Origin of the sequence: Streptomyces sp. SS7 (assembly GCF_037993025.1) — a bacterium.
Classification (GTDB): domain Bacteria; phylum Actinomycetota; class Actinomycetes; order Streptomycetales; family Streptomycetaceae; genus Streptomyces.
Window position 1 is genome coordinate 9,642,442 of sequence record NZ_CP141223.1, and the last position, 16,334, is coordinate 9,658,775.

A 16,334-nucleotide genomic window follows, 5' to 3' on the forward strand; every position below is an offset into this window, starting at 1 on the left:
GGCCGAACACTGGCCCGATTCCAAGTCGCGAAGGTAGGTTGGACCGGGTGAGGCCTTCCGGGAATGTGTGGGCGATAAGCGATCTGCATGTGTCACACAAGGAGAATTCCGAGTTGGTCCTCCGGCTCCGGCCGGAGCGCGAGGACGACTGGTTGATCATTGCAGGGGACGTCGGCGAGACGGTGGAGCACCTGGAATGGACCCTGGACGAGTTGGGCCGGTATTTCTCCACGCTGGTATGGGTGCCGGGAAATCACGAGCTGTGGACCACGCGCGACGACCCTGACCGATCGCGCGGGGACCTCCGGTACCGGCGGCTCGTCGAGGTATGCCGTCGCCGGAACGTGCTCACTCCGGAAGATCCCTTTCCGGTATGGGAGGGAAATCGGGAACCCGTGGTCGTCGCACCGCTGTTCCTGCTGTACGACTACACCTTCCTGCCCCGGGGCGCACACACCCCGGAGCAGGGGCTGGCCGCCGCCCGGGCCGCCGGTGTGGTGTGCACCGACGAGTACCTGCTGCACCCGGAACCGTATGCCGACAGGTCCGACTGGTGCGCGGCGCGCCTGGCCGAGACCAGGCCGAGGCTCGCCGAGCTCGGTGGGGCCCGCACGGTCCTGGTCAACCACTGGCCGCTGGTGCGGCAGTCCACCCGGGTCCTGCGCCATCCCGAGTTCGCCCAGTGGTGCGGCACCGAGGCGACCGCCGACTGGCACCGCGCATTCCGGGCCGAGGCGGTGGTGTACGGGCATCTGCACCTGCCGCGAACCACCGTGTACGACGGCGTGAGATTCGAGGAGGTGTCGGTTGGTTATCCGCACGAGTGGCGGCGGCAGACTTTTCGCCCCCAGGGATGGATGAGAAAGATCCTTACGCCGGGGTGAGGGCGAATAGAGACCGGAGATCGCGACGCCGGGAGTTCGGCCGGCCGTGGTCCTGACGTGTTGTGCGTGCGCACACTGGGCCTCGGTGGGTACTCGTGGCTGAAAAATGAAGGGCAAGTCGTCACCGGGGAGGGTGCGATGGCGGGCGAAACAGTGACGGAATCCGCGCGCGACAATATCAGCACGAACGGCTCGCCCATCTATACGTTGTTCGACGTGGAGACCACGGACGTACTCACCAGAAATCACATTCTCCGCCTCGCCGCGGGCGTGCTGGGAGCGGTCCGCATCCGCGGCTTCTCCTCGCTCCAGGACTGCCGGGATGTCATGTCCGCGCTGCAGACCTGCCCGCTCGGGGCGTACGACGAGGCGCTGATCTCTCCGCGGATCGCCAAGCTGGGCCCGGCCGCTTACGACTTCTACAGCGCGCACGGTCTCGACGAGCGCTACTGGAAGCACGGGGAGGAGTCCGCGGCGACCCGCTCCAGGTTGCTGCGTGACGGGGACCCGATGGATCTGGCGGTCCGGCGGCTGCAGGAGGCCTGGGGGGACGAGTTGGTCCCCGCCACCTCCGGCGGACGCCCGATGTTCGCCGGGATGATCCGGGAGATCACCCACGGGGCGAAGATCCATTTCGATGAGGTCCTCCGCGAGTTCCCCGGTGCCCTGGACGAGCCTCCGGCCAGCTTCCTCACCTTCAACTGGTACCTCTCGATGCCGGCGTCCGGCGGGGAGACGGTCGTGCACCGGCACCGCTGGGATCCGACCGACGAGCGCTACCGCGACGGCTACGGGTACGAGGAGGAGTCGGTGGCGCATCTGCCCTCGGCCCTCGTCGCCCCGGAGACCGGGGACGCCCTTCTGTTCGACTCGCGCAACTTCCACTCGGTACGCCCGGTCGACGGTGAGGGGCGCAGGGTCAGTCTCTCCTTCTTCCTGGGTGTCACGGGCCGCGGCCCGCTCGCCATCTGGTCGTGACCTGCCGCCCGGCGCGGCGGCGGGTCCGGCGCTCTTTCCTTGTCCGGTGGGGCGGCGCCCCGCAGGACCATCATGTCCAGGGGGACGCATGAGACTGACCGATGAACAGGTCCGCCGATACCGGGAACGGGGCTTTCTGCTCGTTGAGTCGGTGTTCGACGCGGCGGAGGTCGACGCCGTGCGTGAGGCGTTTCTCCGCGACACCCGAGTACCGGGGGAGCAACGCATCCTGGAGGAGAAGGGCGACACCGTACGCGCGGTGTACAGCTCGCACCGGCGGCAGCCGGAGTTCGCCGCCCTGATCCGCAACGGCCGACTGCTCGAGCCGGTACGCCGTCTGCTGGGGCAGGATGTGTACCTGTTCCAGCTGAAGGTGAATGCCAAGCCGCCGTTCACGGGCGAACAGTGGGCCTGGCATCAGGACTACCTCGCCTGGCGACTGGCCGACAACCTGCCCGAGCCGCGGCTGGTGAACGTCGGGGTGTTCCTGGACGACGTCACCGAGTTCAACGGGCCTGTCATTTTCGTACCCGGCTCGCACCGGGGCGGTCTCCTGGGGGACGGGAGACGTCACTCCACGAAGTCCGTGCAGCATCTCGACCCGGACGACATCAGCCTCACCCACGCGCAGTTGGCTGACCTGGTCAGCAGATACGGCATGGAAAGTCCCAAGGGCCCGGCCGGGTCGGTGGTCTTCTTCGACCCCGAGATCGTCCACGGCTCCGCACCGAACATGTCGCCGTTCCCGCGCAAGTTGCTGATCGCGACCTACAACCTGGTGGGCAACGAACCCCGGCCGACGGGCAAGCCCCGTCCCGACTACCTGATCTGCCGCGACAACCGGCCGCTGCAGGTCAGCGACGCACCTCTTGTGACAGCAGACGGAGGGACGAACACGTGACGCAGAGGCGGGCGCAGAGCGGGGCGACGGCGCGGGCCGTGGTGCTGGAGCGCTTCGGTGAACCCCTGGAGCTGCGGGAGTTCGACGTGCCCCCCGCTCCTTCCGGAGGCCTGGTCGTGGCGAGCCGCTGGGGCGGCATCTGCGGAACGGATCTCCACCTCCAACAGGGCCATCTCCCCATCCCCACCCCCTTGGTACTCGGACACGAGGGCCTGGGGACGGTGACGGAGCTGGGCGCGGGCACCGAACGGGACGCCCAGGGTGCTCCGTTGGCCGTCGGCGACCTGGTGATGTGGGCATCCTCCATCGCCTGCGGGCAATGCCTCCCGTGCCGCGCCCATCGCGAGCCGACCCTCTGCGAGAACCGCCGGACCTACGGCGTCAACCGGCCCACCACGGAACACCCCGCGCTGGCCGGAGCCTGGGCCGACCGGATCGTCCTGCAGCCCCGCACCACCGTGATCCGCCTGCCCGCCGAAGTCGACCCGATCGCCGCGATGTCCTTCGCCTGCGCCGGCCCGACCATGGTGCACGCCCTGTACGAGCGCAGACCGGTGAGGCTGGGCGAAACCGTCGTGGTGCAGGGCAGCGGGCCGGTCGGCCTTGCCGCCGCCGCGCTGGCCCAACTGGCCGGCGCCGGCCGGGTGATCCTGGCAGGCGGCCCGGACCGGCGGCTCGCGATCGCGGCCAAGTCCGGCATCGCCGATCACCGCGTCAATGTGGTCGACTCCGCGGACCCCTCGGCCGCGCTGGCCCAGGTGCTCGAACTGACCGGCGGACAGGGCGCCGATCTGGTGGTGGAGTGCACCGGAGTGCCGAAGGCCGTCGACCAGGGACTGCGCCTGTGCCGACGCGGCGGGTCGTATCTGGTGGTCGGCCAGTACACGGACAGCGGCGACACCCTCGTCAACCCGCACCAGATCGTGCACCGGCAGCTCGACGTGGTCGGTTCCTGGGCCTTCAGCGGGGCGCATCTCGTCGAGTACGTCCGGCTCCTGCCCGCGCTGGTGCGGCGCTTCGATCTGGCCGGCATGGTCACCACGTTCGAGCTGGCCGAGCACGAGGCGGCGCTCGATGCGGTGGCGCGTGGTGCCGTCCTCAAAGCGGTCCTCGTCAGCTAGGGTGTCGCCCGTGAATCACTGTGAACTTCCCTTGAAATCAAGGAAGTTGATTCATCTTTCAGTCATCCGATCGTGCCGCGCGATCGGCTTGGCGGGACGGGGCCAGCGGGGCGCGGAGCCTCGCCGTGGCGTCGGCGGCGTGCCGTGCGATGCATCCGGCACCGGGGGGCGGCCCCTCGGTGAAGTGCGTAGGAAGGTCAGCGAGGAGTGCGTATGAAGGTCAGCTGGAATCAGGTGCTGGCGTGGCGGCTGCGGCGGCAGTATCTGGAACCGCTCGCCGACCCCGATCCGGTCGAGGTGGTCGGACGGCTGTGTGGAGTGCAGGCCCAGGTGACCTCCTCGGCAGAGCTGGCGATCGCCCTGCGCCGCGAGAGCGCGGACACGGGCGGGCTGGTGCCGGCCCTGGCCGAAGGCGCTCTGATGAAGACCTGGGCGATGCGCGGCACCCTCCACTGGATCACGCCGGAGAAGGGTGCCGATTTCCTTTCCCTGCTCGCCTCCGCACGCACCTGGGAGAAACCGGCCTGGACCCGTGAGTTCGGGGCCACACCGCAGCAGGTCGCCGCCTTGGTGGAGAAGGTCTCCGAGATCCTCGCGGGGGTGGAGCTGACCCGCGAGGAACTCGCCGCCGAGCTCGTCCGGGACAAACGGTTCGCCGGAATGGAAGCACAGCTGAAGTCGGGCTGGGGGGCGCTGCTGAAGCCGCTGGCCTGGCAGGGGGCCCTCTGCCACGGCTCCGGCCAGGGCGGCAGGATCACCTTCACCAGCCCCAGCACCCTCGTCCCCGGCTGGAAGGGCCTGCCCGACCCGGCCGAGGCCGGGCCCAGGGCGCTGGCCGCCTACCTCGGCGCGTACGGGCCGGCCGGGCCCGAACTGTTCGACGCCTGGCTCTCCCGCGGCAGCCTCCGCAAGACAGTGCTGCGCGCCTTCATGGCGGATCTGGGTGACCGGCTCACCGACGTGGAGGTCGAGGGCCGGCCCGCGTACGTGCTCACCGAACACGCGGACGAACTGGCGGCCACCGAGCCCACCCGCTCGGTGCACCTCCTCGGCGGGTTCGATCAGTACATCCTGGGTCCCGGCACCAAGGCCGAGGAGATTCTGCCGCAGGAACACCGGTCGAAGGTCAGCAAGACCGCCGGCTGGATCTCGCCGCTGGTGGTCGTGGGCGGACGGATCACCGGGGTCTGGGACGTGACGGACCATCAGCTGAACCTGACACTGTTCCCCGGCAGTTCCGCCCCCGCGCGAAAGGACCTCGAGGCCGAGGCCGGCCGGATCGCCCGGGCGAGCGGTCTCGGGCGTCTGACGGTACAGGTGTCCTAGGGGGTGTTGCGAAAGTCCCGCACAGCACCCACGGCGCCCGGCACGCTCCCCCGGAGGGGGCACACCCACTCGCCGCACCGGCCGAAACCCCAAGTACGTCCAGTACGAGGGCCTTCGTCCGGCACTCCCCCAGCCTTCGGCCGGGGGGACCCCCAGAGTACGCACCGGACACCGCGGGCACCGCACAGGACTTTCGCAACACCCCCTAGCGGCCGTCCGGGCCGCATGTCACAGACCGGCGTGATGGGTGCACCGACGTGGGAACCGAGCCTCCCGTATCTCCGAGTTCACATGCGACAGTTCTAGAGAGGTGGGGAAGACCCCATGGACGGCAAGACCAGATCAGTGCTGTTCCGCAATCGCGATTTCGCCCTGCTGTGGAGCGGCGAAACCGTGAGCCTGCTGGGCAGCGAAATCAGCATCATCGCCCTTCCCTCGCTCGCGGTCCTCGTGTTCGGCGAGGGCGCGCTGGGTGTTGGCCTGCTGGTCGCCCTCCAGTGGATACCCTTCGTCCTCCTCGCCCCGCTCATGGGTGTGTACACCGATCGGCTCCGGCGCCGGCCTTTGATGCACCTCGCCAACATCGGGCGGTTCCTCACCCTCGGTTCGCTTCCCCTGCTGGCCGTCCTGGACCATCTGACGCTGGCCCACCTCTACGTCGCGGCCGTGGTCAAGGGCGTCTTCGACGTCGTCTACCAACTCGCCTACCAGGCGTATCTGCCGCAGTTGCTGGAGCGCCAGGACCTCGCGGACGCCAACGCCAAGACCCAGCTGAGCCGCTCTCTGGCGATCGTGTTCGGCCGTTCCGCCGGCGGTGCGCTGGTCGGTGCGATCGGCGCGGCCAAGGCCGTGGCGGCGGATGCCCTGTCGTACCTGCTCTCGAGCGTCGCCCTGCTGGCGATCCGTGCCGACGAGCCCGCGCCCGCACCTGCCCGGCGCGGTCTCGCCGCCACCCTCGCCGACCTGCGCGCAGGGGTGCGACTCACCTTCGACAACCGACTGCTGCGGAACCTGACCCTGATGGCGGCCTTCGGCAACACCGCCGTCTCGATGGCGCTTGCCATGGTGATCGTCTTCGCCTATGACGACCTCGGGTTCAGCGCGAGCCAGGTCGGCCTCGCGCTCGGTGCGGGAGGCGTCGCCGTGGTGGCAGGGGCCGTCCTGTCCCGGCGGCTCACCACCGCCTTCGGGATGGGGCGATCCCTGATCTTCACCCACCTCGCGCTGGGGCTGGCGTTCCTGTTGCTCCCGGTCGCCGACGAGGGGGGCAAGGCCTTAGCCTTCACGGTGCTGGTCGTCTCCCAGTGCGTGTCCTCGTTCACCGTACCGATCGCCAACGTCGGCATCATGACCCTGATCCAGAAGTCGACCCCGCCGCAGGCCATGGGCAGGGTCGGAGGGGTGGCGCTGCCGTTCGTGTGGGGCGCCAACGCGCTCGGTCCGCTCCTCGGCAGCGCGATCGCCGCGACGGCGGGGACCTCCGTCACCTTCTACACGGCCACCGCACTGGCCTGGGCCGCCACCGTATGGATCGTTCGCGGCTCCGTGCACCGACTCACCGACGAGGTGCCCGAGGAGCTTCGCGTCGCCGTCTGAGGCACCACCCCCGACGACCTTCGGAAGGAACGGCTGCCATGCGGGACTCGCACACCCACGACGACATCGAGGACAAGCGCGGACGACTCGCGGCGTTGCTCGCCGCCTCCGGACGGAAGGAGGGCAGCCGAACCGGCCCGGTCTCCTTCGCGCAGCGCCGGTTGTGGATCCTCGACCGCCTGGTGCCCGGGAGTTGTGCCTACAACGTCCCCATCGTGCTGCGGACCCGCACGGCGCCGGACCCCGAGGCGTTCGGCCGCGCGCTGGCGGAGGTGGTCCGGCGGCACGAGGTGCTGCGGACCGTCTTCGTCGGCAGCGACGGAGTGCCGGTGCAACGAGTCCGCCCGCCCTTCCGGCCGCAGGTCGCGGTACGGGACGTCGGCGCCGAGCCGGCTCCGGCCGCGGCCGCCGATGCGCTGGTGCGCGACTTCGTACGGCAGCCCTTCGACCTGGCCGCCGGACCACTCCTGCGCGTCATGCTGGTCCGGGTCGGCGAGCAGGAACACCTGATCGCGCTGGCGGTGCACCACATCGTGTGCGACGGGTGGTCGATCGTGACCCTGTTCCGCGAGCTCGACGCCCTCTACCGGCAGGAGTGCACCGGCGAGCCGGCCGGGCTGCGGCCGGTGGAGCGCCAGTACCTGGACTTCGCGCTGTGGCAGCGGGCCAGATTGTCGGGCGAGCGGCTGGCGGAGCTGAACACCTATTGGCGCGAACGCCTGGAGGGCGCGCCCGGCCTGCTGCAGATGCCGCTGGACGCCGCCCGCCCGGTGCACCACCGGGCCAACGGCGGAGTACGGGAGTTCCGGTTCGCGCCCGGACTGCGCGAACAGATCCTGGATTTCGCCGCCCAGGAGAAGACCACCCCGTTCGTAGTGGTGCTGGCCTGTTTCTCCGCGCTGCTCCAGCGTTTCACCGGCCAGGACGACGTCGTGGTGGGCGTCCCCGCCGCGGGACAGACGCACGGCGCCCTGCAGGACATGATCGGGTTCTTCGTCAACACGCTCGTGATGCGGCTCGATCTGGCGGGGGAGCCCCCTCTGCGGGAGGCGGCCGCCCGAGCCCGCGAGACCGCCCTGGGCGCGGTCGCCCACCAGGACATGCCGTTCGAGAAACTCGTGGTGGAACTCCAGCCCGACCGCAACCCCACGGTCACCCCGGTCTTCCAGGTGCTGTTCAACTTCCAGACGGCGTCCGACGACCGGGTGAGGCTGCCCGGACTCGACGCCGATCTGCTGCCTTTCGACACCGGCATCGTGCGCTTCGATCTCGAGTTCAACGTCTTCGTCGGCGAGCGGGAGATGGGCGGAACCTGGCTGTACAACCGGGACCTGTTCCCGGCCGCGGCCGTCGACCGGCTCGCCGTCCTGCTCGAGCGGCTGCTGAGCGCCGCAGTCGCCGCCCCCGACACCCCGCTCGCGGCTCTCGACCTGTTCACCCTCGAGGACCTGGCGGAACTCGCTCGTATCGGCGGCGGCGCCGAGCCGCTCACCGCCGCACCGGCCCAGGACCCGCGTCCCCGGCCCGCCCCGCGGATCGGCGGCGGCGACCGCACCGACCCCGCCCCGCTGCCGCCGCTGCCGGACCCGGCCGCGGACCCCGCCCTGCGCCACGCGGTGGACCGCCGTCGACGCGCCTTCGACCTGCCCCCCGGAGCGCCGGTGCTCATGGCCGCGGCGCCCGATGCGATAGCCGCGGACGAGGCGCTGTGGGTCCTGGAAGCAGGCGGCGAACTGCTCGTCCCCGACCCGGGACGCCCGCTGGGCGAGGCCGTACTGCACGCCCTCGCCACCGAAGGCATCGACACCCTGCGGTTGGCCCCCGCCCTGCTCAACGAGATCCTGCACGCCATCGAGCACGGCGGCCTCTCCTCGAAGCCGCGCAGAATCCTGGTCGCCGACGAACCGCTCGGCCTGACACTGGAACGCCGCTGCCTGCGCCTGCTGCCCGACACCGAACTGTGGACCGTCCACCGTGCCCCGGGAATCGGCGACATCGCCGTCCGGCGCTGCGCCGGCGACGCCCCCGCAGGGCACGACCTGGCCGGAGTCGTCGATCCCGCACTCGCCGTGCGGATCAGGGACGCGGCGGGACGTCTCCTCCCGGTCGGCGCGCCCGGACGGATCTGCGTCTGCCGCCGCGCCGACCTCACCGACGAGACCCCCAGCGGCAGCCTGGGGCGGTTCCGTGCCGACGGTCTGCTGGAGGTGCTGGGCCCCGAGGACGCGCAGATCCACGTCCGCCAGGTCCGTGTCCCCCGCGGAGAGATCGAGGAGACCCTCACGGCGCACCGGGCGATCGGCGATGCCCGGCTGGTCGTCGCCACGACGCCCGACGGCACTCCCCGGCTGACGGCCCATCTCACACCCGCCGACGGCGAGGCGGGGGCCGGCACCGGCGAATGGTCGGACCTCGGCCACCTCCGTGACTCCGTACGCGCGCACGCCCAGCGCCTGCTGCCGGGCGTCCTCGTCCCGCACGCCTATGTGTTCCACGCGACGCTGCCCCTGACGGCCGCGGGCACCGCGGACCGGGACGCGCTCGGCGCGACCGCCCCGGTGGAGGAGCTCCGGCCGGCATACGTGGCACCGCGGGACGACACCGAACGCCTGCTGGTCGAGATCTGGCGCTCCGTGCTCGACGTCGAACGCATAGGCGTACACGACAACTTCTTTCTGCTCGGCGGCCACTCGCTGCTCGCCATCCAGCTGATGACCCGGCTCCGCCGAGCCACCCGGGTCGACCTTCCGGTGAGCGTGCTGTTCCGCTACCGGACCGTCGCCGACCTCGCCGCCCGCGTGACGAGCGTCGCGGGCGGCGACAGCACGGACGGCACCCTGGTCCGTATGCAGTCCGGTTCGGCGCCCCTCCCGGTGGTCGCGGTCCATCCGGCGGGCGGCGGAGTCTTCTGCTACGGCCCCCTCGCCACCGCGCTGACCAACCGCACGGTGTACGCCTTCGAGGGCCGGCACCCCGGTGAGTCACTGACCGCCCTCGCCCAGCGCTATCTGGAGCGAATCCCCCCTGAGCTGACCGAGAGCTCCTTCGCCCTGCTCGGCTGGTCCTTCGGCGGGGTCGTGGCCTTCGAGATGGCCCGGCTGCTCGCCGAGCGCGGTGATCCCGTCCCACCACTGGTCATGATCGACTCCTTCCTGTTCGAAGGGGACATCAACGACCCCAGGGCCGAGACCCTCATCCTGGAGGGCTACCTGGAGGGCGTCCGAGCCGACTTCGACCTCGACCTGCCGATCGAGACCCCGGACCGGCTCGCCCCACGCCGGGTCTTCGCCGACCTGCTGGAGCGGCTCGGGGCAGACGCGCCCGACGTACTCGACCTCGAAGAGATGTCACGGCAGTACGCCGTCTACCGATCGCACATCCTCAACCTGGCCGCCTACCGGCCGAACGGGCGGCTCCCCGGCCCGGTGCACCTGATCAAGGCCGAGCGCTCTCCCGAACGCGCCGATACCTGGGCGCGGTTCGCGCCGCTGCTGACCGTCGACCGGGTCGACGGCGACCACTACGACATCATGCGCAACCCCGGTCTGACGGCGGTGGCCTCCCGGGTCGAACGGATTCTCAACGACGCTACGGTCGAGAAGGGTGAGCAGCGGTGACACGACAGATCCACGCGGCCACGGTGGTCGGCGCGCTCCGCGCGGTGGCCACCGAACACGGTCAGGTTCCGGCGATCCTGGACGGGGCCGACCGCCTCGACCACGCGACGTTCTGGCAGCAGGCCGGACAGGTCGCACGGCGGCTGCGCTCCCTCGGGGTGCGCAACGGCGACGTGGTGGCCCTGGCCGCCGATCGTACGGCCGGGCTCCTGGTCGGCCTGGTCGGCGTCCTCCGCTCCGGGGCCACGGTGCTCCCGCTGGACGTCACCTACCCCCGGCCCCGGCTGATGATGATGCTTCAGGACAGCGGCGCGCGGATCGTCGTCGGCCACGGGCACACCGTCGGCCCGTTCACCGCCGAGGGCAGGGAAGCCGTCATCCTGGCCGAGGCGGTGGCCGCGGAACCGGTGCCCGCCGAGGACGAACTGCCCGATCCGCACCCCGGAGACGGCTGCTACCTGCTCTACACCTCCGGCTCGACCGGGGGGCCCAAAGCGGTGCTGATGCCGCACGCTGGTCTGGCCAACCTGGTCCGCTGGCAGGCCCGGACCTCCGGGGTCGGCCCCGGTTCCCGGACGCTCCAGTACGGCGCGATCTCCTTCGACGTCTCCCTCCAGGAGATCTTCTCCACGCTCGCCACCGGTGGCACCCTGGTCTGCATCGACGAGGAGGCCCGCCGCAATCCGATCCGCACGTGGGAGCTGATGATCGCCACCGGCGTGGAGCGCATCTTCCTGCCCTATGTCGGACTGCAGGCGCTGGTGATGGTCGCCGACGACATCCCCGTCGAGCGCTCGGCGCTGCGCGAGATCATCCCCGGCGGGGAGCAGCTCCAGTGCACCAAGGCCCTGCGGGAACTGCTGCTGCGCATGCCCGAGTGCCGCGTCAGCAATCACTACGGTCCGGTCGAGACCCACGCGGTCACCTGCCATCCGCTGGAGGCCGACCCCGAGCGCTGGCTGTCGCTGCCCCCGATCGGGACACCGATTCCGGGCAACCGGGTCCACGTGCTGGACGAGGCGGGACGGGAGATGGCCGTCGGGGAGATCGGTGAGCTGTACGTCGCGGGGGACCAGGTCTCCTACGGCTACTGGCGGCGCCCCGACCTGACCGCGGAGCGCTTCCTGCCCTCGCCGGACGGTGACGGCGGGCGCATGTACCGTACCGGCGACCTCGCCCGGCGGCGGGCCGACGGCTCGCTGGACTTCCTCGGCCGGGCCGACGACCAGGTGAAGATACGCGGTTTCCGGGTGGAGCTCGCCGAGGTCGAGGCGGCGGTCAGTGACCATCCCGAGGTCGCCGCCTGTGGGGCCACCGTGGCGGGGGACGAGGGCATCGACCGCTTTCTCGTGGCCTTCGTGCTGCCCCGGCCCGGGTTCGTCGCGGACACGGTGCGTGAGGATCTGCGCGGCCGGCTGCCCGGCCATCTGGTGCCCGAGGTGTTCCACGTGGTCGACGCGCTCCCGCAACTGCCCAGCGGGAAGCTGGACCGGCGCGGCCTCCGGCTGCTGGCGGAGCGGGAGACCGCGGCCGACCCGCGCTGATCAGCGGGGCACCGGGAGCCGGTGCTTCAGCAGCCGCTCGTAGTGCGGCAGGTGGAAGGCGAGGTACTCGGCCAGGAGCGGGGTGTTCTCCACCGTGGCCGAGTAGTTCGACCCGGTGCGCCGGAACCCGCTGGTGTCGGCCGTGGACCGGTGCCAGCGTTCGGTGCGCTTCCAGCCGTCCAGCATCCCCGGCTGCCAGCTCAGCGCCTCCGCCGTGTACGGGATGCCGACCCGCAGGCAGAACTGCCGTACCGTTTCCGGTGCGTCGCGCAGCAGGTCGTCCGAGTCGACCACCGCCGGTCGGCCCCCCACCGCCACCACCGTGTCGAAGATCTCCGCCAGCCGGGCGAACCCGACGTCGTCCAGGCCCAGTTCGGGATTGAGGGCGTAGTGCGAGGCGATCGCCTCACGAGGGTGGCGCAGGATGAACGTGTGGGTCGTCGAGGTGAGGAAGTCCTTGTCGGCGAGCAGTCCCGGGTAGTGGAAGTCGGTGGTGTCCTTGAAGAACACCGGGCGTTCGGCGGAGAGCTCGAGCAGTGTCGCGATCAGTTCGGCCTCCGTGCGCACGGTACGGCCGGCGACGTCGGCCGACCCGAAGTCCGCCACGTGGGAGAACGGCTCGTGCACCACCACGAAGTCACCGCGTTCGGCCATCATCCGCATGAAGGCCGTGGAGCGGCACCGGGGCGCGCTCCACAGCGCCATCAGCCGGGGGCCGCGCTGTTCGTCCGTCACGGGGTGAACCTTTCGTCGGAGGGCGTGATCCGGCCGTACAGCGCGGACAGCCGGAGGGTGGGGTCGGCGGTCGCCGCGGTCAACAGCGCGGTCAGCCGCTCCAGATGGCGGCGGCCGGTCTCGGCCTTCCACAGGCCGGTGTCGAGCTCCAGCATCACCTGGAAGTCGTCCGCCCGGACGATCCCGTGGAAGGAGAGGTCGTAGCGGGCGGTGCCGTGCGAGAGCATCTCGTAGGAAACCTGGCAGTCGGGCAGCTCCGCCGGCATCCAGCCGTCCAACTGCAGCTCGCAGGTCACCTGGTAGAGCGGGTGCCGGTCGGTGGGACGTGGGGCGTGTACCGCCTCCAGGATCTCCGGGAACGGCAGCCGCTGATGGTCGTAGGCACGCAGCAGGTTCGCTCCCACGCGCTCCAGCAGGTCGGCGAAACGGGGGTCACCCGAGCAGTCCGCACGGACCGGCACCACGTTGAGGAAGCAGCCCACCAGATGTTCCGCGCCCCGCCGGAGCCGGTTCTCCGTCGGCACGCCGACCAGCAGGTCCGGTTGTCCGCCGCTGAGACGATGCAGGAACGCCAGGACCGCCGTGAGGAAGACGGCGTACGGGGTGGTACGCCGTTCGGCGGCCAGGGCGATCATCGCGTCGGCGAGCGCGCGCGGCGCCGGGTGGGCGAGGAACTCGCCGGTGTGCCCGCGCCGTTCGGGCCGGGGGTGATCCGTGGGCAGTTCCAGCACGGGCGCGCCGGTCAGGGCGCTCCGCCAGTACCGGCGCAGCCGGTCCCCCTCGCGTCCGGCGAGCAGTTCCCGCTCCGACGCGGCGAGATCGGCGAAGTCCAGCTCCAGCTCGGGCAGGGCGGCTGCGTCCCGGCCGGTGCGCCGCCGGTAGTGGACGGTCAGCTCACGCATGAAGACCGTCATCGACACCTCGTCGGTGACCAGGTGGTGGAACAGCAGGTGCAGCACATGCTCCCGCTCGCCCAGCCGGACCAGCCGAGAGCGCAGCAGCGGACCGACGGACAGGTCGAAGCCGCCGTACGCGGTCTCCTCCTCCAAGGCCCGGTTGCGCGCGGCGCGCTCCCCGGCGGGCAACGCCGACAGGTCGACCACCGGGACGTCCGCGCCCCGGAAGGGAAGGATCCGCTGCACGGGTTCCCCGTCGATCTCCACGTACGTCCCGCGCAACCCGTCCTGGCGGGCCACCACGTCACCGACAGCGGCGCGCAGAGCGGCGGTGTCCAACGGACCGTCGATGCGCAGCAGGAGCGGGATCGTGTGCGTCAGCCGGCCCGGGTTCAGCTGCTCCGCCAGCCACAGCTGCCGCTGGGCGGCCAGCAACGGGACAGTCCGCTCGACGTCGTTGCGGCGTACGGTGCGGGGTAGTGGGGCGCCGGGGTCCGCACCCTCGGTGTCCAGGGTGGCACGGTCCTCCGCGTCGAGCAGGCGCAGCATGTCCACCAGGCCGGGATGGCGGTGGCGCAGTTCCTCGGCCAGCAGGGCGGGAGTGGAGTTCTCGAACAGCAGGCGCAGATCGAGTTCGACGCCGAGGCTGGTGCGGAGGTTCTCCACCAGCCGGGCACCCAGCATCGAGTGGCCGCCCAGGGCGAAGAAGTCGTCGTCCGGTCCGACGTCGGGCAGTTCCATCGTCTCCGCCCAGAGCTCGACCACGAGCGTCACCAGAGGATCCGTGGGGCGGTCACGTGCGTACGGGGTCAGGGGTTCGCTCACCGGCTGCGCGGCGTCGGGCAGCCAGAGTTCGCCCGCCGGGCCCCACCGGACGGTCAGCTCGGTTTCCCGCGTGCAGCCGTCGACGTCGAGCAGGAGGGGCGCGGGTGCGCAGGCGGCGAGCGGGCCCGAGGGAGGCAGGGGGCGGGCGCCGGCACACCGCACGGTCGGCCAGGTGCCGGGCAGCTCGGTCAAGTCCACGGCGAGCAGGGCCGGTGAGTCGGCGGGGCGGACGAGCCGCAGGATCCGCGTCGCACCGGCTGCCCGCAGCCGGGACGGTTCCCGCGGGTCGAGCGGGCCGTCCACCAGCACGGTCCGGGCCCCGGCCACGGCGTCCAGTCGGCCTGCCGGTCCCAGGTGGACGGCCGCGACGGCCGCCCGGCCGCCGGGATCGCCGACCGTGGCCCCCGCCTGCCGGGCCGCCGTCGCCACGGCCGCGGCCTCCGCGAAGTCCGCATCCACCCGCACGGTGTCCGCGGGGCCCAGTCCGAGCAACTCGGCGAGGTCGGCGGCCGGGGCGACGGCCGAGGGCGGGGGGCTCAGCTCCACCTTCGACGCGGGCAGGTCGGGGTGCGCCAGCCAGCCGGTGAGCAGCCGCTCGTAGTCGGCGGCCAGGGCGGCGACGCCCGCTGAGGTGTAGAGGGCGGTGTCGTACTCCACCCACAGACCGGCGTGGTCCTCGGTCACCTCCAGTTCGACGATGGTGTCGAAGCGGCCCCGGGACCGTTCCACCTCCGTCGCAACGGCCGGTAGCCCCGCGAACTCGCCTGCCCCGACGGCATCCACGAGCGGAATGAACAGGTGCTGGATCAGCGGTGTGCGGCCTGCGTCACGATCGGGGTGGGCCAGGTCGAGGATGCGGCTGAACGGCAGGCGGCCATGTTCGATCGCCTGGGCCACCGTGCGGGCGCAGCGCTCGGTCAACCGCTCGAACGTCGGGTCTCCCGTCGCATCCAGGCGCAGGGGAAGGGTGTTGGCGAACTGACCCACCAGCCCGGTGGTCTCCGCTGAGGTCCGGTTCGCGAAGAGCACCCCCAGTACCAGGTCCTCGGCCCCGGTGGAGCGGGCGATCAGGGCGGCGAAGGCGGCCAGGCCCACGGCGTACACCGTGGTGTGCCGCTCGGTCGCGTGGGCGCGCAAGGCGGCGGCCAGCCCCGGTGCGAAGCGGAAGCCGGTGCGCCGGCCCGCCGTTCCCTTCACCTTGGGGCGGGGCCGGTCCGTCCGCAGGTCCAGCGCGGTCGGAGCGCCGTCCAGCACGGACCGCCAGTAGGGCGCGTCGGTCCGTTCGGCAGCAGGTATCAGATGCTCCAGCTCCCACGCCGCGTAGTCCCCGTACTGCAGATCCGGCTCCGGTACGACCGACCCCCCCGGAGCTGCCGCGCAGTCCCGGCTCAGCTCGTCCCACATGATCCGCACGGAGGCGGCATCGGCGACGAGGTGGTGCACCGCGAGCGCGAGCACCTGCTCGTCGGCGGAGAGGCGGACGAGCAGGAGCTGGAGCAGGGAACCCGCCGACGGGTCCATCTCCCGTGCCGCGAAGGCGGACAGTGCCGACCTCAGGGACTTCTCACGCTCGGCTGCGGGCCGCTCGGCCAGATCCAGCAGTTCCAGCGGCGGGTTCTCGGGTGCAGGGCGCACCCGCAGCACGGCCTCACCGCCGGCCGCCGTGGCGACGTTCGCGCGCAGGATCTCGTGGCGGCCAAGCAGTGCGAGGACGGCCTGCCGCAGGACCACCGGGTCGAGAGCGCCGCTCAGGCGCACGGCGACGCATTCACCCTGCGCCGTGCCGCCGGCGCCGGCTCTCAGGAAGTGTTCCTGGATCGGCGCCAGCGGAACGCTGTACCCCGCCTCCTGCATGGGACCCCCTTGCCTTGACGATGACGCTGATGATCTGTCAATTCACTTTCACTGCGG

Annotated in this window: 10 protein-coding genes; 8 read left to right on the forward strand and 2 right to left on the reverse strand. The window is 71.2% G+C overall.

The annotated features are described in order from the left end of the window. Positions 1-47: 47 nt before the first annotated feature. The 8 genes from U5640_RS43500 (at position 48) to U5640_RS43535 (ending at position 11,967) form a co-directional block, all read left to right on the forward strand. Positions 48-884, forward strand: coding sequence for a metallophosphoesterase (locus tag U5640_RS43500; RefSeq protein ID WP_340385687.1), 837 nt, complete (start codon positions 48-50; stop codon positions 882-884). A gap of 216 nt (positions 885-1,100) precedes the next feature. After that, the gene (locus U5640_RS43505; protein WP_340384763.1) at positions 1,101-1,862 is read left to right on the forward strand and encodes a putative 2OG-Fe(II) oxygenase; all 762 of its coding nucleotides are present in this window, start codon (positions 1,101-1,103) and stop codon (positions 1,860-1,862) included. Positions 1,863-1,950: 88 nt separating this feature from the next. After that, positions 1,951-2,763, forward strand: coding sequence for a phytanoyl-CoA dioxygenase family protein (locus U5640_RS43510; RefSeq protein WP_340384765.1), 813 nt, complete (start codon positions 1,951-1,953; stop codon positions 2,761-2,763). Continuing rightward, a complete protein-coding gene (locus U5640_RS43515; protein WP_340384767.1) occupies positions 2,760-3,884 on the forward strand; it encodes a zinc-binding dehydrogenase in 1,125 nt (374 codons plus the stop codon). Before U5640_RS43510 ends, U5640_RS43515 begins: the two co-directional genes overlap by 4 nt. A 213-nt stretch (positions 3,885-4,097) precedes the next feature. Further along, the gene (locus tag U5640_RS43520) at positions 4,098-5,210 is read left to right on the forward strand and encodes a winged helix DNA-binding domain-containing protein (RefSeq protein ID WP_340384769.1); all 1,113 of its coding nucleotides are present in this window, start codon (positions 4,098-4,100) and stop codon (positions 5,208-5,210) included. A gap of 324 nt (positions 5,211-5,534) precedes the next feature. Continuing rightward, positions 5,535-6,806: an MFS transporter gene (locus tag U5640_RS43525; RefSeq protein ID WP_340384771.1), complete on the forward strand. Its 1,272-nt coding sequence runs from the start codon at positions 5,535-5,537 to the stop codon at positions 6,804-6,806. 38 nt (positions 6,807-6,844) lie between these two features. Beyond that, positions 6,845-10,423 carry a condensation domain-containing protein gene (locus U5640_RS43530; RefSeq protein WP_340384772.1) on the forward strand — a complete coding sequence of 1,193 codons (3,579 nt, stop codon included), beginning with the start codon at positions 6,845-6,847 and terminating at the stop codon, positions 10,421-10,423. Then, the gene (locus U5640_RS43535) at positions 10,420-11,967 is read left to right on the forward strand and encodes an amino acid adenylation domain-containing protein (RefSeq protein ID WP_340384773.1); all 1,548 of its coding nucleotides are present in this window, start codon (positions 10,420-10,422) and stop codon (positions 11,965-11,967) included. The genes U5640_RS43530 and U5640_RS43535 overlap by 4 nt, the downstream gene beginning before the upstream one ends. On the opposite strand, the gene U5640_RS43540 is transcribed toward U5640_RS43535, so the two are convergent. Together U5640_RS43540 and U5640_RS43545 are read right to left on the reverse strand one after the other, a co-directional pair. Continuing rightward, positions 11,968-12,702: a sulfotransferase family protein gene (locus tag U5640_RS43540; RefSeq protein WP_340384774.1), complete on the reverse strand. Its 735-nt coding sequence runs from the start codon at positions 12,700-12,702 to the stop codon at positions 11,968-11,970. Further along, positions 12,699-16,277 carry a condensation domain-containing protein gene (locus U5640_RS43545; protein WP_340384775.1) on the reverse strand — a complete coding sequence of 1,193 codons (3,579 nt, stop codon included), beginning with the start codon at positions 16,275-16,277 and terminating at the stop codon, positions 12,699-12,701. The genes U5640_RS43540 and U5640_RS43545 overlap by 4 nt, the downstream gene beginning before the upstream one ends. Positions 16,278-16,334 lie beyond the last annotated feature (57 nt).